General features: G+C 71.1%; 24 protein-coding genes and 3 tRNA genes. 26 read left to right on the top strand and 1 reads right to left on the bottom strand.

Annotated elements, in window-relative coordinates; all coding sequences use genetic code 11:
- The first annotated feature begins 26 nt into the window (after positions 1–26).
- The 18 genes from VE326_07635 (at position 27) to VE326_07550 (ending at position 14,830) form a co-directional block, all read left to right on the top strand.
- On the top strand, positions 27–1,241 hold the full coding sequence (locus VE326_07635; protein ID HYJ33074.1) for a Xaa-Pro peptidase family protein: 1,215 nt from the start codon (positions 27–29) through the stop codon (positions 1,239–1,241).
- Positions 1,241–3,118, top strand: coding sequence for a DNA mismatch repair endonuclease MutL (gene mutL, locus VE326_07630; protein HYJ33073.1), 1,878 nt, complete (start codon positions 1,241–1,243; stop codon positions 3,116–3,118). Before VE326_07635 ends, mutL begins: the two co-directional genes overlap by 1 nt.
- A 1-nt stretch (position 3,119) precedes the next feature.
- Positions 3,120–4,061, top strand: coding sequence for a tRNA (adenosine(37)-N6)-dimethylallyltransferase MiaA (gene miaA, locus VE326_07625; protein HYJ33072.1), 942 nt, complete (start codon positions 3,120–3,122; stop codon positions 4,059–4,061).
- A gap of 24 nt (positions 4,062–4,085) precedes the next feature.
- Positions 4,086–4,160: transfer RNA gene (locus VE326_07620), tRNA-Gly, on the top strand.
- A 67-nt stretch (positions 4,161–4,227) separates the two neighbouring features.
- On the top strand, positions 4,228–5,523 hold the full coding sequence (locus tag VE326_07615) for a DUF512 domain-containing protein (GenBank protein ID HYJ33071.1): 1,296 nt from the start codon (positions 4,228–4,230) through the stop codon (positions 5,521–5,523).
- A gap of 5 nt (positions 5,524–5,528) precedes the next feature.
- Positions 5,529–6,842 (top strand): ribosome biogenesis GTPase Der, encoded by a 1,314-nt coding sequence (gene der, locus VE326_07610; protein ID HYJ33070.1) that lies wholly within the window; start codon positions 5,529–5,531, stop codon positions 6,840–6,842.
- Positions 6,843–6,869: 27 nt separating this feature from the next.
- Positions 6,870–7,481: a glycerol-3-phosphate 1-O-acyltransferase PlsY gene (gene plsY, locus VE326_07605; protein HYJ33069.1), complete on the top strand. Its 612-nt coding sequence runs from the start codon at positions 6,870–6,872 to the stop codon at positions 7,479–7,481.
- The gene (locus VE326_07600; protein HYJ33068.1) at positions 7,478–8,503 is read left to right on the top strand and encodes an NAD(P)H-dependent glycerol-3-phosphate dehydrogenase; all 1,026 of its coding nucleotides are present in this window, start codon (positions 7,478–7,480) and stop codon (positions 8,501–8,503) included. Before plsY ends, VE326_07600 begins: the two co-directional genes overlap by 4 nt.
- A gap of 4 nt (positions 8,504–8,507) precedes the next feature.
- Complete coding sequence (locus VE326_07595; GenBank protein ID HYJ33067.1) at positions 8,508–8,891, top strand: MerR family transcriptional regulator; 384 nt, start codon at positions 8,508–8,510, stop codon at positions 8,889–8,891.
- Positions 8,892–8,992: 101 nt separating this feature from the next.
- A tRNA-Pro gene (locus tag VE326_07590) sits at positions 8,993–9,069 on the top strand.
- A gap of 103 nt (positions 9,070–9,172) precedes the next feature.
- Positions 9,173–10,084: a lysophospholipid acyltransferase family protein gene (locus VE326_07585; protein HYJ33066.1), complete on the top strand. Its 912-nt coding sequence runs from the start codon at positions 9,173–9,175 to the stop codon at positions 10,082–10,084.
- Positions 10,084–10,746, top strand: coding sequence for a glycosyltransferase family 2 protein (locus tag VE326_07580; GenBank protein HYJ33065.1), 663 nt, complete (start codon positions 10,084–10,086; stop codon positions 10,744–10,746). Before VE326_07585 ends, VE326_07580 begins: the two co-directional genes overlap by 1 nt.
- Entirely contained in the window at positions 10,743–11,495 is a 753-nt protein-coding gene (gene surE, locus VE326_07575; protein ID HYJ33064.1) for a 5'/3'-nucleotidase SurE, read from the top strand. The genes VE326_07580 and surE overlap by 4 nt, the downstream gene beginning before the upstream one ends.
- Positions 11,485–12,159 carry a protein-L-isoaspartate(D-aspartate) O-methyltransferase gene (locus VE326_07570; GenBank protein ID HYJ33063.1) on the top strand — a complete coding sequence of 225 codons (675 nt, stop codon included), beginning with the start codon at positions 11,485–11,487 and terminating at the stop codon, positions 12,157–12,159. The genes surE and VE326_07570 overlap by 11 nt, the downstream gene beginning before the upstream one ends.
- A gap of 91 nt (positions 12,160–12,250) precedes the next feature.
- Positions 12,251–12,324 (top strand) — tRNA-Pro (locus VE326_07565).
- Positions 12,325–12,345: 21 nt separating this feature from the next.
- A complete protein-coding gene (locus VE326_07560; protein HYJ33062.1) occupies positions 12,346–12,660 on the top strand; it encodes an acylphosphatase in 315 nt (104 codons plus the stop codon).
- An 11-nt stretch (positions 12,661–12,671) separates the two neighbouring features.
- Positions 12,672–13,724 carry an RNA polymerase sigma factor RpoD/SigA gene (locus VE326_07555; GenBank protein ID HYJ33061.1) on the top strand — a complete coding sequence of 351 codons (1,053 nt, stop codon included), beginning with the start codon at positions 12,672–12,674 and terminating at the stop codon, positions 13,722–13,724.
- Positions 13,725–13,975: 251 nt separating this feature from the next.
- Positions 13,976–14,830 carry a potassium channel family protein gene (locus VE326_07550; GenBank protein ID HYJ33060.1) on the top strand — a complete coding sequence of 285 codons (855 nt, stop codon included), beginning with the start codon at positions 13,976–13,978 and terminating at the stop codon, positions 14,828–14,830.
- 38 nt (positions 14,831–14,868) lie between these two features.
- On the opposite strand, the gene VE326_07545 is transcribed toward VE326_07550, so the two are convergent.
- On the bottom strand, positions 14,869–15,294 hold the full coding sequence (locus VE326_07545; protein HYJ33059.1) for an OsmC family protein: 426 nt from the start codon (positions 15,292–15,294) through the stop codon (positions 14,869–14,871).
- A gap of 208 nt (positions 15,295–15,502) precedes the next feature.
- Between VE326_07545 and VE326_07540 the strand changes: the two genes are divergently transcribed.
- The 8 genes from VE326_07540 to VE326_07505 form a co-directional block, all read left to right on the top strand.
- On the top strand, positions 15,503–16,126 hold the full coding sequence (locus VE326_07540) for a helix-turn-helix domain-containing protein (protein ID HYJ33058.1): 624 nt from the start codon (positions 15,503–15,505) through the stop codon (positions 16,124–16,126).
- Entirely contained in the window at positions 16,123–17,469 is a 1,347-nt protein-coding gene (locus VE326_07535; GenBank protein HYJ33057.1) for a TolC family protein, read from the top strand. The genes VE326_07540 and VE326_07535 overlap by 4 nt, the downstream gene beginning before the upstream one ends.
- Positions 17,470–17,473: 4 nt before the next feature.
- Positions 17,474–18,421, top strand: a complete 948-nt coding sequence (locus VE326_07530; protein ID HYJ33056.1) for an efflux RND transporter periplasmic adaptor subunit — start codon at positions 17,474–17,476, stop codon at positions 18,419–18,421.
- On the top strand, positions 18,418–19,437 hold the full coding sequence (locus VE326_07525) for an ATP-binding cassette domain-containing protein (protein ID HYJ33055.1): 1,020 nt from the start codon (positions 18,418–18,420) through the stop codon (positions 19,435–19,437). The genes VE326_07530 and VE326_07525 overlap by 4 nt, the downstream gene beginning before the upstream one ends.
- A 3-nt stretch (positions 19,438–19,440) precedes the next feature.
- On the top strand, positions 19,441–20,574 hold the full coding sequence (locus tag VE326_07520) for an ABC transporter permease (protein ID HYJ33054.1): 1,134 nt from the start codon (positions 19,441–19,443) through the stop codon (positions 20,572–20,574).
- Between the two features lie 113 nt (positions 20,575–20,687).
- Positions 20,688–21,851, top strand: a complete 1,164-nt coding sequence (locus VE326_07515; protein HYJ33053.1) for an isocitrate/isopropylmalate dehydrogenase family protein — start codon at positions 20,688–20,690, stop codon at positions 21,849–21,851.
- Positions 21,852–21,886: 35 nt separating this feature from the next.
- Entirely contained in the window at positions 21,887–22,807 is a 921-nt protein-coding gene (locus VE326_07510) for a hydroxymethylglutaryl-CoA lyase (GenBank protein ID HYJ33052.1), read from the top strand.
- A 32-nt stretch (positions 22,808–22,839) separates the two neighbouring features.
- Positions 22,840–23,330: CoA transferase (locus tag VE326_07505; GenBank protein ID HYJ33051.1), on the top strand; the 491-nt coding region annotated here is incomplete at its 3' end.

Raw genomic sequence — 23,330 nt, 5'->3', positions numbered from 1 at the left:
CTCGCCGCAGACCTTATTGTCCCTGCATGCCACCGACCGTCGCGACGCGCGCCCCCTCGCTGGGCGCGCAGAAGCTCGCCCAGGCCCAGTCGCTCCTCGCCGAGCACGACCTGGACGCCTGGCTCACCGTCGTGCGGGAGTCGAAGGAGCGCCCCGATCCGATGCTCCGCTACTTCCTCGACGTCGAGTTCACGTGGACGACCTTCTTCCTGGTGACCGAGCGCACCTCCACGGCGCTCGTCGCCACGTTCGACGCGCCCGACGTGCAGAAGGCGGCCATCTTCGACGAGGTCCGGACGTACAAGGAAGGGCCCAAGGCGGCGCTCCTCGAGATCCTGGACGGCGCGAAGCCGCGGAGCATCGGGATCAACGTCTCCGAGGACGACGCGCTGGCCGACGGGCTCACCGCCGGCCTCCGCGACTATCTCGGGAACGTCCTCTCGGCGACGCCGCACGCGGCGCGCCTCACCCCGGCGGGGAAGTTCCTCGCGCATCTCCGCTCGGTGAAGCTGGACGAGGAGCGGCAGCGGATCGAGCGCGCCATCCAGCAGACCGAGGGGATCTTCGACCGCGTCCGGGATGCCCTCGCGATCGGGATGACGGCGCGGGAGATCGCGGCCCTGGCGCACGCCGAGGCCGACCGGCTGGGAGCGCCCACGGCGTGGCCGCGCCGCCACTGCCCGACCGTGACGGTGGGGCCGCACGCGGCCGTCGGGCACGTCGCCCCGGGCGAGGAGAAGGTGACCCCCGGCTGCCTCGTCCACATGGACTTCGGAATCGTGCTCGATGGCTACTGCTCCGACCTCCAGCGGCTCTGGTACGTCGCGGCCGCGGGGGGCGCCGACGCTCCGGCCGAGGTCCGCCGCGGCTACGCCGCGGTGGTCGAGGCGATCGAGCGGTCCGCCCGGTCGCTTCGCCCCGGCGCGGCCGGATGGGAAGTGGACCAGGTCGCGCGGGGACACCTGACCGGCAGCGGCTACCCGGAGTACGCGCACGCGCTCGGCCACCATCTGGGCCGCGCGGTGCACGACGGGGGCGGCGTGCTGGGACCCCGCTGGGAGCGCTACGGGAACGAGCCGTTCGAGCCGGTGCGCCTCGGCAACGTCTACACCCTCGAGCCGAGTCTCTGGCTGGAGGGGCACGGCCTCGTCTCGCTGGAGGAGGACGTGGTCGTGGGCCCAGAGGGCGCGCGCTTCCTCTCCCGCTTTCCCCGAGAGCTTCCCATCCTCCGCCGCGCCTGATGACCTCCATCCGGGTTCTCCCTCCGGAGGTCGCGTCCAAGATCCGCGCCGGGGAAGTCGTCGACCGTCCCGCCGCCGTCGCGAAGGAGCTGATCGAGAACGCGATCGACGCGGGGAGCCGCCTCGTCGCGGTCCAGGTCGCCGCGAGCCCCGACAAGCTGATCCGCGTCCAGGACGACGGCGCCGGCATGTCGCGCGAGGACGCGCTGCTCTCGGTCCGCCGCCATGCCACCAGCAAGCTCTCCTCCGAGGAGGACCTCGAGGCGATCCGCACGCTCGGCTTTCGCGGCGAGGCGCTGGCGTCGATCTCCGAGGTGGCGCGCGTCTCCCTCTCGACCCGCTCCGCCGGCGAGCTGACCGGGACCCAGGTCGAGGTGATCGGCGGCACGGTGATCGGCGTCTCGGGGGTCGGCCGCGCGGTCGGCACCACCGTCACCGTCGAAGATCTCTTCTTCAACACGCCCGCGCGGCTCCGCTTCCTGAAGTCGAGGGAGTCGGAGATCCGGGCCGTCGCGCGCGCGGCGTGGGGCTACATCCTGACCTATCCCGCGATCCACTGGCGCTTCACCTCGGCCGGCCGCGAGGACGTGGACCTGCCCGCGGCCGAGGATCTCCTCGAACGCTGGCAGGTCCTCTACGGACGCGGAGCCTCCGAGGGAGCCTCGGCGTTCAGCGACGAGTCGGGTGAGATCGTCGTCCGCGGCGTGCTGGGCGCGCCGGAGCAGGCGCGCGCGGGACGGGAGCAGCAGGTCCTCACCGTGAACGGCCGCCTCGTGGTCTCGCCCGCGCTGGGCACGGCGCTGCGCCAGGGATACGGAAACCTCGTCCCCGGCGACCGCCACCCGATGGCCGTCCTCATGATCGAGATCGACCCCACGCAGGTGGACGTGAACGTCCATCCCACGAAGCGCGAGGTGCGCTTCCGCGACGAGGGACGCGTCTTCCAGGCCGTGAAGCGCGCCGTGGACGCGACGATGCGCCGCCACGTTCCGGTGTCGCTGGACATCCCGGAGGTGCGCGCGCCGCGGCCCGCCGCCGCGCAGCCCTCTCCACCGGCGGGGACGCAGGTTCAGGGGGCCGGCGTTCCCGGCTCCGCGGGCCCGGACGCCCTGGCCGGCGAGGGCGCCGCCTACTGGGGCGCGCAGGGCGCGCTCCTTCCGCGTCCCGGGGGCGCCGAGACCGCGACGGCGCTGGGCTCGGCGCCGGCGGCGACGCAGACCGTGATCGAGGAATACGCCGCGGCGCCGCGACTCGCCCCCGAGCGCGTGGAGGAGGGCGGGCAGGCCGCGGTTCGCGAGAACCTCCTCGAGACCGAGATTCCGATCTGGCAGCTCCACGACCGCTACCTGCTCGCGCCGATCCGCGGCGGACTGGTCGTCGTGGACCAGCACGCGGCCCACGAGCGGATCCTCTACGAGCAGGCGCGCGCCCGCCTGTGTGGGGAAGAGGCCGACAGCCAGCACCTCCTCTTTCCGCGCGTGCTCGACGTGACCCCCGACGAGCTGGACCACCTGCTTCTGCTGGAGGTGCAGATCCGGCGCCTCGGCTACGAGGTGTCGCTCTTCGGCGAAAAGCAGATCGCGATCCGCGCGGTCCCGGCCTCGGTGCCCGAGGAGGCGGCCGTGGAGGCGCTCCGCTCGCTCCTCGTGGGGGAGGAGGCGCACGGCGCGGGCGACGAGCCCCCCGAGGAGCGCGTCGCGAAATCGTTCGCCTGCCACGCCGCGGTCCGCTCGGGACAGCCGCTCCGCCCCGAGGAGCGGCGCGCGCTGATCGACCGCCTCTTCGCCACCGACCTGCCGCACGGCGACCCGCACGGGCGCGCGACGTACGTCCGCGTTTCGATGGAGGAGCTGGACCGCCGCTTCGGCCGCCGCTGACGTGCCCGCCGTCCCTGTCGTCCTCCTCGGTCCGACCGCCGGGGGGAAGAGCGAGATCGCCCTCCACCTCGCGGATGCGATCGGCGCCGAGATCGTCGGAGCCGATTCCCGCCAGATCTACCGCGGACTCGAAGTCGGCACGGCGGCGCCCAGCGCCGCCGACCGCGCGCGGGCGCCCCACCACATGGCGTCCTTTCTCTCCCCGGCCGAGACCTACAGCGCGGGACGCTACGCCCGGGAGGCGCGCGCCGCCCTGGCCGGGGTCGAGAGCCGTGGCGCAACCGCCGTCGTCGTCGGGGGATCGGGCCTCTACCTTCGCGCACTGCTCGAAGGGCTTTTCGCCGGGCCCGAGCGGAACGACGCGATCCGGGCGGAGCTCTCCGCGCGCCTGGAAGCGGAGGGGCTGGAGGCGCTCCGCGCCGAGCTCCTGCGCGTTGATCCCGCGGCGCACGCGAAGATCTTTCCCGGGGACTCGGTGCGGGTGATCCGCGCGCTCGAGGTCTACCGACTGACCGGGACGCCGATCAGCGTCCTGCGCCGGGAGCGCCGGAACCAGCCGACGGCGGCCCGGCGCTTCGGCATCCGCTGGGCGCGCCCCGCGCTCGCGCGCCGGATCGAGGACCGCATCCTCCAGCAGCTCCGGGACGGGTTCCTGGACGAGGCGCGGGTCCTCGAGCGCGCGGGCCTCCCGCCGGACGCTCCGGGCCTCCATACCCTGGGCTACCGGGAGCTGCTGCAGCACCTGCGCGGGAAGGCCACGCTGGAGGAGGCGATCCAGACGATCGCCCTGCGGACGCGGCAGCTCGCGAAGCGGCAGGAGACCTGGTTTCGACGCACCGCCGGCGTGCGCTGGTTCGACCTGGAATCGCCCGAGGAATTCCCCGGGGTGGCGCTCCAGATCCGCCGGGAGATGCTCCTTGACCCCGGGGAGGAAACCCCGTAATCTTCGGTCGTCACAGTTGTGGGAGCGGGCATAACTCAGTGGTAGAGTGTCAGCTTCCCAAGCTGAAGGTCGCGGGTTCAAATCCCGTTGCCCGCTCCAGTTTCCTTCGCCCGCCCGGCGTCCACCTCACGAAACCGTCGATGGGTACGAACGCGAAGTCACGCCTATGATCGGTCTGAGCGATCCCTTCACCATTGCCAAGGTCGAGCCGGGAAGCCTCGGCGAGCGACTGGGCCTCCTCCCGCGCGAGCGGATCCTCGAGATCAACGGGGTTCTTCTCCACGACGAGATCGATTTCGGGTCGCAGATCTCCGAGGAGCATCTGCGCCTGCGGCTCCGCTCCGAGGACGGCACGGAGCGCGAGGTGGAGGGTCTCCGCGAGTACGGCGTGCCTTTCGGGGTCGAGTTCGAGGCCCGCCAGCCCAAGCGCTGCCACAACAACTGCGTCTTCTGCTTCGTGTACCAGCACCCCAAGGGGGTCCGGCGCGAGCTGTTGATCAAGGACGACGACTACGTCTTCTCGTTCGTGCACGGGAATTTCATCACGCTGACGAACCTGGGCGAGGCGGAGTTCCAGCGCATCCTGGACGAGCGCCTGTCGCCCCTCTACGTGTCGGTGCACGCCACCGATCCCGCCGTGCGCGTCCGCATGATGAAGAATCCCAAGTCGGGGAAGATCCTCGCCGACATCGACCGGCTCGCCGCAGGCGGGATCGATCTCCACACGCAGCTCGTCGTGGTGCCGGGGATGAACGACGGGGCCGTGCTCACGCAGTCGATCGAGGAGCTGTCGGCCCGCCACCCCCGCGTCAAGACGATCGCGGTCGTGCCGGTCGGCCTCACGAAGCACCGCGGCCGCCTGCCCGACCTGCGCACCTTCACGCGCGAGGACGCGATCGGCGCGCTGGAGGTGGTGCACGCCTTCCAGGCCTCGCTCCAGAAGCGCCACAAGACGCGGATCGTCTTCGCCGCCGACGAGATGTACGTGCTGGCGGAACAGGCGGTGCCGCCCGCGCGCGCCTACGAGGGCTTCCCGCAGCTCGAGAACGGGATCGGGATGCTGCGCCAGACGATCGACGCCTGGTCGAAGGGAGCCGAGGCGATCCGGCCCCGGAACGGGACGCGCGAACGCGTCGCCGTCGTGACCGGGACGAGCGCCGCGCCGACCCTTCGCCGTCTCCTCGACGAGCGCCCGCCTCAGGGCGTGGACGCCTCGCTCTGCGTGGTCACGAACGAGTACTTCGGCGACACCGTGACCGTCAGCGGGCTCCTGGTCGGCGCCGACATCGAAGCGGCGCTGCTCCGTCACGGCCCGGTGGATCGCGTGCTCCTTCCGCCGAATTGCCTGAAGGAGCGCGAGATCTTTCTCGACGACCGCACGCGCACCGACCTGGAGCGCGCGGTCGGCGCGCCGGTGCAGATCGGCTTCGATGAGAGCGCCCGGTCGGAACGGGCGGCCTAGCCTCCTTGCTCCCGATCGTCGCGATCGTCGGCCGCCCCAACGTCGGCAAGTCCACCCTCTTCAATCGCATCCTGGGCCAGCGCCGCGCCATCGTGGACGAGCTCTCGGGGCTCACGCGCGACCGCCACTACGCCGAAGGGGAGTGGAGCGGGCACAAGTTCCTGCTCGTGGACACCGGCGGGATCGATCCGCAGAGCGCCCATCCCATCCAGAAGCAGATCCTCCAGCAGACGCAGGTCGCCCTGGACGAGGCCGACGTCGCGATGGTCGTCGCGGACGCCCAGACCGGCGTGACGCCGCTCGATCGCGAAGTCGCCGAGCGCGTGCGGCGGCGCGGAAGGCCGACGCTCCTCGTCGTGAACAAGGCCGACCAGCCCTCGCGCGAGGAGGTGGTCGCGGAATTCTTCTCCCTGGGCCTGGGCGAGCCGATGCCGGTGTCGGCATTGCACGGCCTCCGCTCCGGGGATCTCCTCGACGAAGTGGTGCGCCTCCTTCCCGATCACGAGGCCGAGCCCGAGGAACCGGACACCATCCGGATCGCCGTGCTCGGGCGGCCGAACGTGGGGAAGTCCTCCCTGGTGAACCGCCTTCTGGGGCAGGAGCGGATGGTCGTGGATTCGGTGGCTGGAACGACGCGGGACGCGGTGGACACCACGCTGCAGGCGCACGGCCGTTCCTTCCGCCTGGTGGACACGGCGGGGCTTCGCCGCGAGACCAAGGTGAACGATCCGGTCGAGTTCTACAGCGTGACGCGCGCGCTCCGCGCCGTGTCGCGGGCCGACATCGTGCTCCTCGTGATCGACGTCGGCCGGGAGCCGGCGCGCCAGGACGCGCGGCTGGCGGCGCTGGCCGAAGAGCAGCGGAAGGGCCTGGTCGTGGTCTTCAACAAGTGGGACCTGGTCGAGGAGCCCGCCGCGGCGCGCGCCGAGATCGAGGAGGAGTTCACGAAGGTCTATCCCTTCCTCGAGCACGTGCCGCGGCTCTACGTGTCGGCCCTCTCGGGGCGCGGCGTGGGCAAGATCCTGCCGACCGCCGTCACGGTGTTCGAGGAGTACACCCGCTCGATTCCCACCTCGACCCTGAACGAGGCGATCGGGACGATCCTGAACCGGGTCAGCCCGCCCGCCACCGCCGAGGGCCGGCACCTCAAGTTCTACTACGCCGCCCAGATCGGCACGCGCCCGCCTTCATTCGCGCTGTTCGTGAACAATCCTCGATATCGAGCTAAGAATTATGTAAGTTACCTGGAAAGCGGCTTGCGAACCCGCTTCGGCTTCCAGGGGACGCCGATCATCTTGGAGTGGAAGCGAAGCGAATAGTTCGAACTCGGGTCCGGTTCGGGGGAAATCGCGATTCCGTTCCATCCCATCCCCGTCATCCTGGGCTTCCTTCTGGGCTCGATCCCTTCGGGCCTCTGGATCGCGCGCGTCCGCGGCGTCGACCTTCGCAAGGTCGGAAGCGGGAACATCGGCGCGACGAACGCGATCCGCGGGCTGGGCCCGCGATGGGGCGGCCTCGTCTTCGCGATCGACACCGCGAAGGGCGCGGTGGCGGCGCTGCTGGGCCAGGGCCACGTCCCGACCGCGCTCGCGGCCGGAGCGGCGGCCATCCTCGGCCACGTCTTCTCCCCCTGGGCCCGTTTCAAGGGAGGGCGCGGCGTGGCCACCAGCCTCGGCGTCTTCCTCGCGATCCTTCCGGTCCCGGCCCTGCTCGCCCTCGCGATCTGGATCGTTCTCTTCGCGCTGTCGCGCCGCGTGTCGGTGGGCTCCCTGGGCGCCGCGATCGCGTATCCGCTCCTCGTGCTGTGGCTCGCTCCGCACGACGAGTATCGCCTGGCCCGGGTCGTCGCCGGCATCCTGGTGGCGCTTCTCGTCGTGATCCGGCACATCCCGAACATCCGCCGGCTCGCCGCGGGAAACGAGGCGCCCAGCTTCGGGGGGAAGGGAGCGAAGCCGTGAACGTCGCGGTGATCGGAGGCGGAGGCTGGGGCACGGCGCTGGCGGCCCTCCTCGTGAAGAACGGGCACGCGGTCCGCCTCTGGGTCTACGAGGCCGATCTCGCCGAGCGGATGCGGCGCGATCGGCGGAACGACCTGTTTCTCCCCGGCGTGGCGATCCCCGAAGCGGTCGCGATCACCTCCGACCTCGCCGAGGCCGCCACCGGCTGCGCCACGGTTCTCTTCGCCACCCCCTCGCACGCGCTCCGCGCGACCGCGACGCGCCTGGCCGCGGAGAAGACGGCGCTCGCCGCGGCCCGGCTCGCCGTGATCGCGACGAAGGGGCTGGAGCAGGACACGCACCGCCGGATGAGCGAGGTCGCGCAGGAGACGCTGCCGGCGCCGCTCGGCAGCGATCCGGTCGTGCTCGCGGGGCCGAGCCACGCCGAGGAGGTGGCGCGCGGCATTCCGACCGCCGTCGTCGCCGCGTGCCGGGATCACGCGCGCGCCGCGTCAGTGCAGGAGGCCTTCTCCAGCGAGACGTTTCGCGTCTACACCAACGACGACGTGCTGGGCGTCGAGATCGCTGTCGCCCTGAAGAACGTCGTCGCGATCGCGGCGGGGATCAGCGACGGGCTGGGCTTCGGCGATTCGACCAAGGGAGCGCTCTTGACCCGCGGCCTTGCCGAGATCGCGCGGCTCGGCGAGGCGCTGGGCGCGCGCCCGGAGACCTTCTCGGGTCTCGCCGGGATGGGGGACCTGATCGCGACGGCGACCAGCCGACACAGCCGGAACCGCCGCCTGGGCGAGGCGGTCGGACGCGGCGCCACCCTCGCTGAGGCGCTGGCGGCGTCGCCGATGGTGGCCGAGGGGGTCGGCACCGCGCAGGCGGCGGTGGACCTCGCGGCGCGGCTCGGCATCGAGCTCCCGATCGCGGAGCAGGTGCGCGCAATCCTGTACGAAGGAAAGAGTGCCCGATCGGCCATGCGCGAGCTCTTGACGCGCGATCTCAAACCGGAGGCCCGAACCGTTTCGAGGAGGTGAACCCGTGAAGTCGCTTCCGACCGGAAAACTCTACTACTCGATCAGCGAAGTGAGCGACTTGGTGGGCGTCAAACCCCACGTGCTGCGCTACTGGGAGACCCAGTTCAAGATGCTCCACCCGCGCAAGGGGCGCGGCGGCGCGCGCATGTACCGGAAGCGGGACATCGAGGTGCTGTTCGACATCAAGCAGCTCCTCTACGACCAGCGGTTCACGATCGCCGGCGCGCGGCGGAAGATCCTGGACGACAAGCAGGACGGCAAGGACCAGATCGAGCTCCCGTTCACCAAATTCGACAAGGAGGAGACGATCCGATCCCTCAAGAAGGACATGGAGTCGCTGCTCCAGATGCTGAAGCAGGACATGACGAAGCGCGCCCGCGGGCGCTAGGCGCCCGCACGGTGCGCGGCGCCGGCCGGGGGCGACTTGTCGCCGCGAGGCGCCCTCGTGTAGGATGGACCTGAGGCCGATCGTCGCCGCCGGCTTCGGGTCGGGGCGTAGCGCAGCCCGGTAGCGCACCTCCTTGGGGTGGAGGTGGTCGCAGGTTCAAATCCTGTCGCCCCGACCATTTTGATTCCCGCTGTCCCTCGCCCCGGCGCGAACCGTCCGGGGCGTCCGTGTTTCGGGGCCCGGCGCCGCGCGCCGCCGGCCCGCCGTTTCCGTGGGGGAGCATGACGGATCTGGGCTACCACATCGCCTCGATCGCGGCGCGCCGCCTGCCGGTCTGGATGACCGACCGGATGGCGGCGTGGATTGCCGACGTCTACGTCTCCACGCATCCCTCCCGCGCGCGCGAGGCGTCGCACCGCGTCGGGCGCGCGTGGCGCGCCGCCGGCCTCGGCGGACCCCCTCCGCCCGCGCGCGAGACCTTCCGCGCCTTCGCCTGGGCGCTCCGCGACTTCCTCGCGGCGCGCGGGGGAGGCGCCCGCGTCCCCGCCGTCCGCCTGGACGCCGAGGCCGCACGCCATCTCGCCGCGGCGCGCGCGGCCCAGGCTCCGACCCTCGTCGTGAGCGGACACTTCGGCCCCTGGGAAATGGCGCTTTGGTGGCTGGCGCGCGAGGTCGGCCCCATGGAGGCGCTCTCGGCGCCCCACCGCCTGGAAGCGGTGGAGCGCTTCTTCCGCTCGCGGCGCGCCGCCTTCGGCGTGCGCACGCTGGGGGGCGGGCGGCCCGCGGTCGAGGCCCTCCGGCGGCTTCGCGCGGGGGGTTGGATCGCGGCGCTCGCCGATCGCTCGTGGCGGCCCGCCGCTCCGGAGACGACGCCCTTGGGCGAGCGGCTCGTCGCCGTGGATGCCGCCCCGCTCCGGCTGGCGCAGCGCGCGGGAGCCCAGGTGCTCCCGGGAGCCGCGTGGCGGGATGCCGACGGGCAGATCGCGGTCCGCTTCCACGCGCCGTTCACCCTCGATCCGGAGCGGGGCGGCCTCTCCGTGGAGGAGGCCCTCGCTTCGCTGTCTCGCTTCTTCGACGGTCACGTCCGCGCCCATCCGACGCAGTGGTTCGACTGGAGCATCCGCAGCGCGCGCCAGGAGCCGCGCGGCCGCTCCGCGCGGGAACGCTCCCTCGCGCGGAGCCGCGTCCGCTGATGCGCGTCTGCGCGGTGATTCCCGCGCGCGACGCGGCGGGCACCGTCGGCCCGGTGGTACGAGGCCTCAAGACGACCCTTCCCGAAGCGACCATCCTCGTCGTGGACGACGGCTCGTGCGATGAGACGGGAGCGCGCGCGAGGGAGGCGGGCGCCGAAGTGATCCGGCACACGCTGAACCAGGGGAAGGGGGCCGCGCTGCAGACCGGCTTCGACGAGGCGGTCCGTCGCGGGGCCGACGCGGTCCTCGCCCTGGACGCCGACGGGCAGCACGATCCCGCCTGGGCGCCGCGGCTTCTGGCCGGGCTCGCGGGCGCCGACCTGGTCGTCGGCTCCCGCCTCCAGAGCCGGGAGGGGATGCCCTGGCTAAGGCGCGTGACCAACGACGTGACGAGCTGGTGGGTGTCGCGCCTCGCGCGCACGCCGATCGAGGACTCGCAGTCGGGCTACCGCGCGATCCGCGCTCCCGTGCTGCGCCGGGTGCGTCCCGAGGCGCGCCGCTTCGAGTACGAGTCGGAGTTCCTGGTTGCCGCCGCGCGCGCGGGGTTCCGGATCGCCGCGGTCGGGATCCCCACCCTCTACAACGCGCCGGGGAGCCACATCCGCCCCGTCCGCGACACCGTGCGGTTCGTCCGCTTCGTGCTGCGTCACCTCTTCCGATGATCCTGGTCACGAACGACGACGGCATCGCGGCCGAGGGGCTCCGCACCCTCGCCGACGCGATGCGCCCCCTCGGCGAGGTGACGATCATCGCCCCCGACCGGGAGCAGAGCGCGACCAGCCACTCGCTCACGCTCCATCGTCCGCTCCGCCTGCGGAAGACCGGCCCGGGAATCCTGAGCGTGGATGGCACGCCCACCGACTGCGTCCTCCTCGCCGTCCACGGGTTCCTGAAGGAGCCGCCGAGGCTGATCGTCTCCGGCATCAACCACGGCCCCAACATGGGGAACGACGTGCTCTACTCGGGCACCGTGTCGGCGGCCAGTGAGGGATCGTTCCTCGGGATCCCCTCGATCGCCTTCTCGCTCGCGACCTGGGAGCCGACCGACTTCGCGGCGGCCGGACGGGTCGCGGCGGCGCTGGTCCGGCTGCTCCTCGCGCGCGGGCTCACGCCGGGGATGTGCCTCAACGTGAACATCCCGCCGCTGCCGTACGGCGAGATCCGGGGCCTGCGCGTGGCGCGGCTCGGGCGCCGCGTCTTCCACGACGTGATCGTCGAGAAGACCGACCCGCGGGGAAAGTCGTACTATTGGATCGGAGGGGAGAACCCGACCTGGGACCCCGACGAGGCGAGCGACTTCCACGCGGTCTCGCACGGCTACGTGTCGGTGACGCCGCTCTCGTTCGACGTGAACGACTACAAGGCGATCGTCGAGCTGGAAACGATGGGGCTCGCGATCCATGACGAATGAGATGAATCCGTCCGAGCAGGGCGCCGCCCGGCGGCGCATGGTGCAGTCGCAGCTGCGCGAGCGGGGCATCCACGACCCGCACGTGCTCCGGATCATGGAGGCGATGCCGCGCCACCTCTTCGTGGACGAGGCGCTGGAGGCCAAGGCCTACAGCGACAGCGCGCTCCCGATCGGAGCGTCGCAGACGATCTCGCAGCCCTACATGGTCGCCCTGATGACCCAGGCGCTGGAGCTGAACGGCGAGGAGAAGATCCTCGAGATCGGCACCGGATCGGGGTACCAGACGGCGATCCTGGCCGAGCTGGCCGACCGCGTCTTCACGGTCGAGCGGATCGCGTCGGTGGGGGTCGCCGCCCGCGACCGGCTCACGACGATGGGTTACACGAACATCGTCTTCCGCATCGCCGACGGATCGGTCGGATGGCGCGAGATGGCGCCGTTCGACCGCGTGCTGATCGCGGCGGGCGCTCCGCGCATGCCGCACTTCCTGGACGAGCAGCTGAAGCCCGGGGGCATTGTGGTCATGCCGATCGGGGTGGGGGAGAACCAGATGCTGGTGAAGGCGGTCCGCACCGAGACGGGATGGCAGCGCCGCGAGCTGTGCGGGTGCGCCTTCGTGCCGCTGATCGGAAGGGATGCCTGGGAGCGGCGCGAGTCCCGTTGACCCGGCGGCGGAGGGGTTGCTACACTGCCCCGGCAAAGGCGACCCCCTCCGCGAGGGGATATCCTTTGACTTCCATAAGACTCGATTCGATCGGGGCGTGGCTCAGCCTGGTAGAGCACCTGGTTCGGGACCAGGGGGTCGGAGGTTCAAATCCTCTCGCCCCGATTTTTTTGTCGGAGGCCCAGCATGACGGCGCCGCGTGAAGCGGCCGCATCCCGGGCCGATGGGCCGCGCGCCCGCTTCGTGGCGGTCGTCGCGGGAAGGGTGCAGGGGGTCGGCTACCGTTTCTTCGCCCAGGAGCGGGCTCGCGCCCGAGGGCTCGCGGGCTCGGTCCGGAACCTGCCTTCGGGCGGCGTCGAGGTCGACGCCGAGGGCCCGGACGCGATGCTCCGGGCGTACCTGCTCGACCTTCACCAGGGTCCCCCCGCCGCGCGCGTCCGCGACGTGACCGTGCGCTGGCTCTCGGCGCAAGGCGCTCGCGACTTCGTCATCCGGACTTGAGCGAGGCTGGAATGGGACCCCGGCGGTTCGTCTCCGATCTCTCCGAAGCCATGCGGGAGGGCCTGTCCCTGGGCTCCCTGGACGAGGGGGCGCTCGACCGGCTGCTCCACTCTCCCGATTTCGACGCGAGCGCGTTCGATCTCTTCCTGGCCGAAGCCCGCCGGCAGGGGATCGCGCTTCCCGAGGGCGCCGCCGCCCCGGAGATGCCCGTTCCCGACGAGGCCGGACACGGCATCGGCGACCTGGAGCGGCGCTACCTGAAGGAGATCCAGCGCTATCCCATCCTCCAGCGCGACGAGGAGCGTGCGCTGTGGGACTCGATGCGGCTCGGCGTCGAGGACGCGCGGAAGCGCCTCATCCTCTCCTATCTCCGCCTGGTGGTCTCGCAGGCGCGCGCCTACCGGAACCGCGGCGTGGAATTCCTCGACCTGGTCGAGGAGGGGAATCTCGGACTGATCACCGCGGTGGACCGCTACGACGTGGACCGCGGCATCCATTTCGCGACGTACGCCACCTGGTGGATCCGCCAGGCGCTCGCGCGCGGCGTAGCCAACCAGTCGCGCACGGTGCGCATCCCGATCCACGTGCTCCAGATGATGCGCCGCTTCATCGCGACGCAGCGGCGGCTGGAGACGGAGCGGCGCCGGGCCCCCGACCTGGAGGAGATCGCGCGGGTCATGGGCGTTCCCATGACGCGGGCGAAGCGCCTCGAGACCCTGGTCCACTCGGTCCGGTCGCTCGACGTGGACCTGTCGAACGAAGCGTTCCATGGCCTGGTCGAATCGGAGGCCGTGGAGCAGCCGCCGACCCTGGACGAGATCGTGGAGCTCCAGCTCCGGGACCAGCAGGTGAACGAGGTGCTGAAGCAGCTCTCCGAGCGGGAAGAGGCGATCCTGCGCTTCCGCTACGGCTTCTTCGACGACCGGCCGCGCACGCTGGCCGAAACCGGCGCCCAGTTCGGCCTCTCGCGCGAGCGGATCCGCCAGCTCGAGCAGCGCGCCCTGGTCAAGCTGCGCACCCTGCTCGAATCCGAATCGACGGAGTCGCAGCCATCGGTGCACTGAACGCGCTCGCCGCGATCGCGGGCGCGCTGCTGGTCCTGATCCCGCTCTGGGACGCCTACGAGACGATTCTCCTGCCGCGCCGGCTGCCGGGCGACATCCGTGTTTCCCGGCTGGTCTTCCGCCTGCTCTGGACGGTCTGGAAGTTTCTGGGCCGCGGGATCCACGCGCGGAATCGCCGCGAGCTCTTCCTCAGCTTCTACGCCCAGATCTCTCTGATCCTCGTCTTCGCCATCTGGGCGACCGGAATCATCGTGGGCTTCTCGCTCCTTCATTGGTCGCTGGGCTCGACGGTCCAGGGATCGAGCGGCATGAGCGGCTTCCCGGCCGATCTCTACTTGAGCGGGAGCACCTTCTTCACGCTGGGTCTCGGGGACGTGGTGCCGATGACGGGGCTCTCGCGCTTCCTGACGGTGCTGGAGGCGGGGCTGGGCTTCGGCTTCCTGGCCCTGGTGATCGCGTACGTGCCGGTGCTCTATCAATCCTTCTCGCCCCGCGAGGCCCGGATCACGATGCTGGACGAGTGGGCGGGAAGTCCGCCGACGGCGGGGCAGATCCTGAGACGGGCCTTCGAGAGCAAAAATCCCGGGGCGGAGCTGAACCGGCTCTTCCGCGACTGGGAGGCGGGGGCCGCCACCATCCTCGAGAGCCACCTCTCCTATCCCATCCTCGCGTTCTTCCGGTCGCAGCACGACAACCAGTCGTGGCTGGCGTCGCTCTGCTCCGTGCTGGACGCGGCCGCCCTGGTGAGCGCCGGCGTCGAGGGGGTCGATCCCTTTCAGGCCCGGCTGACCTTCGCCATCGGGCGGCACACCCTCGTCGACGTGAGCCAGGTGTTCCGGCTGGCGCCGCTCCGGGACGGGTTCGAGCGGATCGGCCCGGATCGGATCGCCGAGCTGCGACGCTGGCTCACCGCCGCCGGCGTGCCGCTGGACGAGAGCGCGGAGGCGGGCGCGCGGCTCGAAGAGCTGCGGGGGCTCTACGCGCCGTACGTCGCGGCGCTCTCCCAGTACCTCGCCATGCCGCTCCCGGCCCTGATCCCCGCCGAGAAGTCGCGGTTCAACTGGAAGACGAGCGCGGTGGGGCAGGTGCACGACGGGGCGCATTGACGCGCTCCGTGCCCGCCGGCCGTGCCGGCGCGGCGAGGCTAGGATTCCAGCTTCGCGTCCATCGTGATCTTGGCGTTCAGGAGCTTCGAGATCGGGCATCCCGTCTTGGCCTGCTCGGCCGCTTTCTGAAAGGCCGCGCGGTCGCCGCCCGGGATGCGGGCGGTCACGTCGAGGTGGCTCGCGGTCACCGAAAATCCGTCGCCCACCTTCTCCAGCGTCACGGCCGCCGAGGTGCGCACGCTCTCGGGGGTGATGCCGGCCGCGCCGAGCTGCGCCGAGAGCGCCATGGAGAAGCACCCGGCGTGCGCCGCCGCGATCAGCTCCTCGGGGTTCGTCCCCTTGCCGTTCTCGAAGCGCGTGCTGAAGGAGTACTGCGCGTTGGCGAGCACGCCGCTGTCGGTGGAGACCGTCCCCTGGCCGTCCTTGAGCCCGCCGCGCCATTCCGCCGATGCCTTGCGAATCATGGGTCCTCCGATCGAAAGGGAAGTCTTCGTTCCGCGCGTCCACGACAGGGCGGCAATGGTAAACCGGAAGCGTGGCATGCGTGGCGCCCATTCCGGGGTCCGCGGGCCGCTGCTCTTTTTCCCTTGCGCCGAGGGCGTGTGCCGGTAGAAAGTAAGTACACACTTAGCAGCAGGCGCAGGCGCGCGAGGCGCGACACCGAAAGGGGCCATGGGCACACCGGAGTTCTTTCCCAAGCTTCGACTCAAGTCGGACGACCGCCGGTCCCAGATCCTGGCGGCGGCGCTCGACGTCTTCGCGGAGCTGGGGTTTCACGGTGCCCGCACCCGGGACCTGGCCGAGAAGGCCGGGGTGAGCGAGGCGCTCCTCTTCCGCCACTTCCCGACGAAGGAGGATCTGGTCCGGGCGATCCTCGAGTCGGTCGGGTTCGAGGAGCGGATCGCGATGATGGAGGAGCACTTCACGAAGCTCTCTCCGCGGGAAGGCCTGTGCCGTATCGCCGAGTACAGCCTGACCGCCCTCCGGGACGACCCGCGCGTCTTCCGCGTGATCTTCTTCGGCGTGCTTGAAGTGCCCGACCTCGCGGGAGAGTTCTACCGGAGATTTCTCTCCCGCCTCCTCGCCCTCGAGACGCGCCTCTTCGAGCGCGCCTTCGCCGAGCGCGGTGCCCGGCGCGGGGCGCAGGAAGCCGCGGTCGCCGCCCGCTCGTTCCACGGGTCGCTCTTCTTCTACCAGATGACCGGCGCGATCGTCCGGATCGAGCCGCTGCCGAAGAACCCCAAGGAGCGCGCCGAGGCGATCGTGAATCTCTATCTTCCCGAGGAGGCGGCGTGAGGCGAGCCGGGTTCCTCATCGCCGCGCTGGCCGTCGCGGCCGCTCTGGCCGGGGCGCTCCCGGTCCGCGCGATCACGCTCGAGCAGTGCATCGCCCTCGCGAGGCAGAACGCGCCGGCGCTCCGCGTCTCGGAAGCGGGGGTCTCCCGCGCCGACCAGGCGATCCGCGAGGCACGCGCGGCCCTTTCGCCCACGCTGCGGGTGGCGGGAAGCGCGATCGAGCGCAGCGAGCCACCCAAGTTCATCATCCCGGTCCCCGGGTCGCCGAGCCCCGCGGTGGTGAAGACCGGGAGCGCGACCAGCGTGGACCTGCGCGCCGAGGCCCGGCTTCCGATCGACGCGAGCGGCCAGAGCCGCGCCCTGGTGCGGGCGGCCGAGGCCGCGCACCGGAGCCAGCAGCGCGCCGCCGAGGAAGCGGACGCCGATCTGGTGCTCCGGGTCTCCCAGGCCTACTACCGCGCCATCGCGGCGGGACGGCTGGAGAACGCGGCGGGGGAGGCGGTCCAGGCGGCGGGCGCCCGGCGACGCCTGGCGGCCTCGCAGGTGCGCGCCGGCGTGGCGCAGCGCCTCGATTCGCTCCAGGCGCGCGTGGACCTCTTCCAGCGCGAATCGGCCCTGATCCGCGCCCACGAAGCGGTGCGCACCTCGCGCGTCGAGCTGGAGACCGCGATCGGCGCCCCGCTCGACTCCACCGAGACCCTGGATCCGCCGGGATCGCCCGAGCCCGCGATCCCCGATGCCGTGGAGCTGGAGGCGTCGGCGCTCCAGAACCGCGCGCAGCTGGCCGCGTTCGACGAGCAGCTCCGAGAGAACGAGCAGCGGATCCGGGCGGCCCGCGCGGCGCGGGGCCCGCAGCTGGGCCTTACGGGCACCGCGCAGTATCTCGGGCCGAACCGGCAGGAGGAATTCTTCAACACGCAGGACCCCGGCCTGAAGACCTACAACCTGTGGGCGGGGGTCGACGTCTCCTACGCGCTCTTCGACGGAGGGCTTTCCTCGGCGCGGGCGGGGGAGCTTCGCGCCGATCGCGAGGCGCTCCAGGCGCGCCGGCACCAGGTCGAGCTGGAGGTGAGGCGCGACGTGGAACGCTCGCTCTCGGATCTCCGCGTGTCGCTGGCCATCTGGCAGTCCGATTCCTCGCGCGTGACCGCGGCGCGCGAGGCGCTTCGCCTGGCCGAGGCGGGCTATCGCGGCGGGACGTCCACGGCATCGCAGGTGCGCGACGCCGAGAGCGCGCTCGCCGACGCGCGCGCCCAGGAGGCGCAGTCGCTCCTGGACACCTGGTCCGCGCGCGCGGCGCTCCTGCGCGCCGCCGGACCGACCACTTCGACGGGGGGACGGTAGCGTCATGGCCGAAAAAGCGGCGCCCTCGCGCGCCAAGCGGATCCGCGGCCTCATTCTGCTGCTGGTCATCGTGGGGGGCGGCATCGCCATCTGGAAGTACCAGCACCGCCGCGAGGGGTACACCGGCGGGGACGTCACCACCACCGGCACCGTGGAAGCGGTGCAGGTGAGCCTGGGCTTCAAGGTGCCCGGAAGGCTCGCCGACGTGCCGGTGAACGAGGGGGATCGCGTCCAGCCGGGGCAGGTGATCGCGCAGCTCGACGCGCAGGACCTGGACGTGGCGGTGCGGAGCGCGCAGGCCTCGCTGGAGTCGGCCCGCGCGGCGCTGGGCCAGGCGCGGGCGAATCGCCAGAAGGCCGCGCGCGACCTCGCCCGCATGCGCGAGCTCTCGCGGGAGGGGGCCTCGACCCAGCAGCAGCTGGACGCGGCGGTCGCGGCCTCCGACGTCGGGCGCGCGCAGGTGGACGCCGCTTCCGCTCAGGTCCACCAGGCCGAGAGCGCGCTGGCGCAGGCGCAGCTCACCCGCTCCTACGCCGTGATCCGCGCGCCGCAGGCCGGACAGGTGACGGAGAAGATCCACCATCCGGGCGAGATGGTCACCGTGGGGACGGCGGTGGTCACGATCGCCGATCTCGACACGCTCAAGGTGCACGCGGCCGTGGACGAGACGCGCGTCGGGGCGGTGCGCCCCGGCGACCGGGTCTCGGTGCGCGTCTACACGTTCGACAAGAAGGTCTTTGCCGGGGTCGTGACCGACGTCTCCCCCTCGGGGGACTTCGCGACACGGAAGGACTGGGGCGCCCAGCGCCGCGACATCCGGACCTTCGACGTCACCGCGCGCATCCCCAACCCCGAGGGGCTGCTGAAGGACGGCATGACGGCCGACGTGACGATCCACGTGGGCTCGGCCGCCGGGGCGGTGCCCGAGGCGCGCGCCGAGGGGACGCGGTGATCCCGGGCGAACCGAGCGATCCGGCGGCGCCGGCCATCGTCGTCGAGCACCTCACCAAGAAGTTCGGAGAGTTCACCGCCGACGACGACCTCAACTTCACCGTCGCCCGGAACGAGATCTTCGGCATCCTGGGCCCCAACGGCGCGGGGAAGAGCACGCTGGTGCGCATGCTGACGACGCTCCTCCGCCCGACCTCGGGGCGCGCGCTCGTGATGGGATTCGACGTGGCGCGGCGCACGAACGCCGTCCGCCACTCGATCGGCGTGATCCCGCAGGCGAACACCGTCGACTCCGACCTCTCGGCCTGGGAGAGCCTCGACATCTACGGGAAGTTCTACGGCATGTCGCGGAAGGAGCGCATCGACCGCTCCACCGAGCTTCTCCAGGCCGTGGGGCTCTGGGACTGGAAGGACCAGCCCGCCGGAACGTATTCGGGCGGGATGCGCCGCCGCCTCGAGATCGCGCGCGGGCTGGTCCACCGGCCCCACGTCTTCTTCCTGGACGAGCCGACCACCGGGCTCGACCCGCAGAGCCGCCGCGTCATCTGGGAGCTGCTCGAGAAGCTGCGCGGGGAGAGCGAGCTGACGGTGCTGATCTGCACGCACTACATGGACGAGGCGGACCGGCTCTGCGATCGGCTCGCGATCATCGACCACGGCAAGATCGCCGCGCTCGGCACCCCCAAGGAGCTGAAGGAGTCGGTGCCGGGGCAGGAGGCGGTCCGGATCGAGTTCTTCCGCGAGGTGGCCGAGCCGCTGCGCGAGGCGCTCCGCGCGCTGCCGGACGCGAAGGACGCGGCGCGCGACGGGGACCATGCCGTCCGGATCGTGCTCACCACGGACGTCGTGCCGCTGGAGGCGATCCTCGACGTGGCCCGGCAGGCCGACAACAAGGTGAAGAGCGTCACCCTCGAGGAGCCGACCCTGGACGACGTCTTCATCCACTACACCGGGCGCGGACTGCGCGACACGGTCAGCACCGAGTACGTCCGGCCGCTCCCGTCGATCATGAGGTAGCGCGTGACGTTGCCCTTCAACGTGAGCCGGACCTTGGCGGTGGCCGAGCGCGACCTGCGCCGCTTCCGGCGCAACATCCAGCTCGTGATCCCGATGGTCATGATGCCGATCATCTACCTGCTCATCCTGGGCAAGTCGATGGGCGGCGATCTCCATCACCTGCCGGTCGCCCTCGTGGTCGAGGACGAGGGGGCCGCGGCCGCCGCGGTCCGAAAGCAGATGGTGACCCTGGAGACCACGCGCCAGCTCTTCCTCGTGCGCGACGAGAGCGATGTCCGGGCCGCGGTCGCCGGCCTGCGGCAGGGCCGCTACCGGGCGGTGGTGATCGTGCCTCCCAACTTCAGCGAGGATTTCGCCCGGGGCGAGCGCGCCGAGCTGGGCCTGGCGGTCGACAACACCGACGCCACCTCCTCCAACACGATCGAGGGGGAGATGCGACGCGCGATCGCCGACATGCGCGTCGAGGGGCGGGCGGTCCCCACCGCCCGGGTCGGGGTCGCGGTCGAGCGTGTCGACGTCTACGGCCACAAGAACTACATGCAGTACCTGGTCCCGGGGGTGATCGCGCTGGCGCTCTTCTTCGTCGCCATGGTCGCCGGCGGCATCATCCTGGTGGACGACCGAGCGCGGGGGATCCACGAGGGCTATTTCGTGACGCCGCTCACGTCGCTCGACCTGGTCATGGGGCTCACCCTGTCGGCGACGACCCTCGCCCTCTGCATGGGCACCCTGGTGACCTTCTCCTCCATCGCGATCGCGCAGCTGCCCCTCATCGGTGGATTGCCCACCCTTCTCATGGTGGAGTTCACGATCCTGCTCCTCGGGCTGGGGCTGGTGCTCTTCATGTTCACGCTGATGGCCCGGGTGTCCAATCCGATGACCCCCCGAGCGCTGTTCGGGATCCTGAACGTGGTCACCTTCTTCCCGAGCGGAGCGCTCTATCCCACGGAGAGCTATCCGGGGTGGCTCCAGGCGATCTCGGTCGTGAACCCGATGCGCTACGCGGTGCACGCCCTCCGCAACCTCCTCCTCAAGGGGGTCGGCTTCCAGGCGGTGCTCCCCGACTTCGTGATCCTGATCCTCTTCGCGAGCGTGATGTTGGTGCTCGCCTCCACGCTGTTCAAGCGCACCCTGTAGAGCGGCCCCCGCGGGATGGTCCCTCCGGCCCGCCGGCCATGATCCCTCGGTAGCAGGGCGTCTCCCCCCGTCCCAGGCCGTACCATGGTTGTCGGCCGGGGAGGGCTCGGGACATGGCGAAATACAGGATCGCTTGGCTGCCGGGGGATGGGATCGGCGTCGAGGTCATGGAGGCGGCGCGCCTCGTCCTCGACGCCGTTCAGTTCGACGCCGAGTACACGCATGGCGACATCGGGTGGGAGTTCTGGCGGCGTGAAGGGGATCCCTTCCCGCAGCGCACCATCGAGCTTCTCCGCCGCGTCGATGCCGCGATGTTCGGCGCCATCACCTCGAAGCCGCTCCGGGAAGCCGAGCGCGAACTCGAGCCCTGGCTCCAGGGGAAGGGGCTGGTCTACCGCTCGCCGATCGTCCGGATGCGCCAGCTCTTCGACCTGTACGTCTGCCTGCGCCCCTGCCGCGCCTTCCCCGGCAACCCGCTCAACTACAAAGAGGGGATCGACCTGGTGGTGTTCCGCGAGAACACCGAGGACCTCTACGCCGGGGTCGAATTCGCGACGGTGCCCGACCGGCTCCGCGACACCCTGACCGCGCTCTCCCCGGCGTTCAAGCCGTTCTCCGAGATGGCCGGCGACGAGTACGCCATCTCGTGCAAGGTGAACACCAAGCACGGCTCGGAGCGGATCGTGCGGGCCGCCTTCGAGTTCGCCCGGAAATTCGGCCGGAAGAAGGTCACCGTGGTGCACAAGGCCAACGTCGTGCGCGCCACGGACGGGCTCTTCCTCGAGGAAGCCCGCCGCGTGGCCCAGGACTTCCCGGAGATCGCCATGGACGACGCGAACATCGACGCCATGACGATGTGGCTCCTCAAGAATCCCTTCAACTACGACGTCATCGTGGCCCCCAACCTCTACGGCGACATCATCTCCGACCTGTGCGCCCAGATGGTCGGGGGGCTTGGATTCGGCTGCTCGGGAAACATCGGCGGCACCGTCGCCGTCTTCGAGCCGACGCACGGCTCGGCCCCCAAGCACGCGGGGAAGGACAAGGCCAACCCGATCGCAACGATCCTCGCCGCCGCGATGATGCTGGACTGGCTGGGCGAGGCGGAGCGCGCCCAGGCGATTGCGAGCGCGGTCGCCGCCGTGATCCGCGAGGGAACCGTTCGGACCTATGACATGGGGGGGGCGGCCGGCACGCTCGATATGGCGCGCGCCATCGAGGCGAAGTGCCGCGCCGCCTTCCCGACATCGAACCGCGCGGGGGTCGCCCCCGCCTAGAGCGGCCCGGGCTTGCCCGTGCCCCGAGAGGCGCCATGAATCGAATCGTCCTGCACGAGGTCGGACCCCGGGACGGCCTCCAGATGGAAAAGCAGATCGTCTCGACGGCCAAGAAGGAGTCGTGGATCCGGAAGATCATGGCCTCGGGCGTGGATGCCGTACAGGTGGGCTCGTTCGTCCACCCGGACAAGGTTCCGCAGATGGCCGACACCGACAAGCTCTTCCGCCGCCTGATCCCGACCCCGGGAGCGAAGTCCGGCGGCCCGGTGCTCTCCGGCCTCGTGCTGAACGAGCGGGGGCTGGATCGGGGCCTGGCGTGCGGCGTCGAGCTGTTCTGCATGGGCGCCTCGGCCAGCGAGACGCACAGCCTCGCCAACACCGGGATGGGGAGCGAGGAGGCGACAACGCGGATCCTCGCGACCGCGCGGAAGGCCGTCGCGGCGGGCCACCGCGTGCAGCTCTCGGTGCAGTCGGCGTTCGGGTGCGGGTTCGAGGGTCCGATCCCGGAGGAGCGCGTGCTGGAGATGGTGCGCGCCTACGTGGACGCGGGCTTCCGCTCGATCAGCCTGGCCGACACGGCGGGGCACGCGCGGCCGAGCCAGGTGGAGCGGCTCTTCGGCGCCGTGTTCGGGATCGATCCCACGATCGAGTGCGCCTGCCACTTCCACAACACCTACGGCCTGGGGATGGCGAATCTCTTCGCCGCCATGCGCGCCGGCGTCACCTCGTTCGAGACCTCCTTCGCGGGGCTGGGCGGCTGCCCCTTCACGAAGGTCGCGGCCGGCAACGTGGCGACCGAGGACTTCGTGCACGCGCTGCATCTGGAGGGGCTGCGGCCGGACGTCGATCTGGACCGCCTGATCGAGCTGGCGCGGGAGGTCGCGGCGCACTTCGGGCGCGATCTGCCCGGCTTCGTGTACAAGACCGGCCCGGTCCCCACCCAGGTGCCCGCGTGAGCGGACCGGGAGGCAACGGGACGAGCCGCCCGATGCTGGAGGGGATTCGCGTCCTCGACCTGACCAACGTGCTCGCCGGTCCCTTCGCGACGCTGCACCTGGCGCTCCTCGGCGCCGACGTCGTCAAGATCGAGAACCCCAAGGACGGGGACCTGGCCCGGAAGCTCGGCATCGTGCCCGAGCTGAACGAGCAGCTCATGGGCACCTCGTTCCTCGCCCAGAACGCCAACAAGAAATCGGTCACGCTGAACCTCAAGACGCCGGAGGGGAAGGAGATCTTCCTCCGCCTGGCCAAGGACGCCGACGTGCTGGTCGAGAACTACCGCCCCGACGTCATGGAGCGGATGGGGCTGGGCTACGCGACCCTGGCCGCGCAGAACCCGCGGCTGATCTACTGCGCCATCTCGGGGTTCGGACACACCGGCCCCGACGCCCTGAAGCCGGCCTACGACCAGATCATTCAGGGGTTGAGCGGGGTGATGGCGGTGAACGGGGACGAGCGGCTGAACCCGCTCCGCGCCGG

The sequence above is a fragment of the Candidatus Binatia bacterium genome (assembly GCA_035631035.1).
GTDB lineage: Bacteria > Eisenbacteria > RBG-16-71-46 > SZUA-252 > SZUA-252 > DASQJL01.
This window is presented reverse-complemented; position numbering and strand designations above follow the sequence as displayed.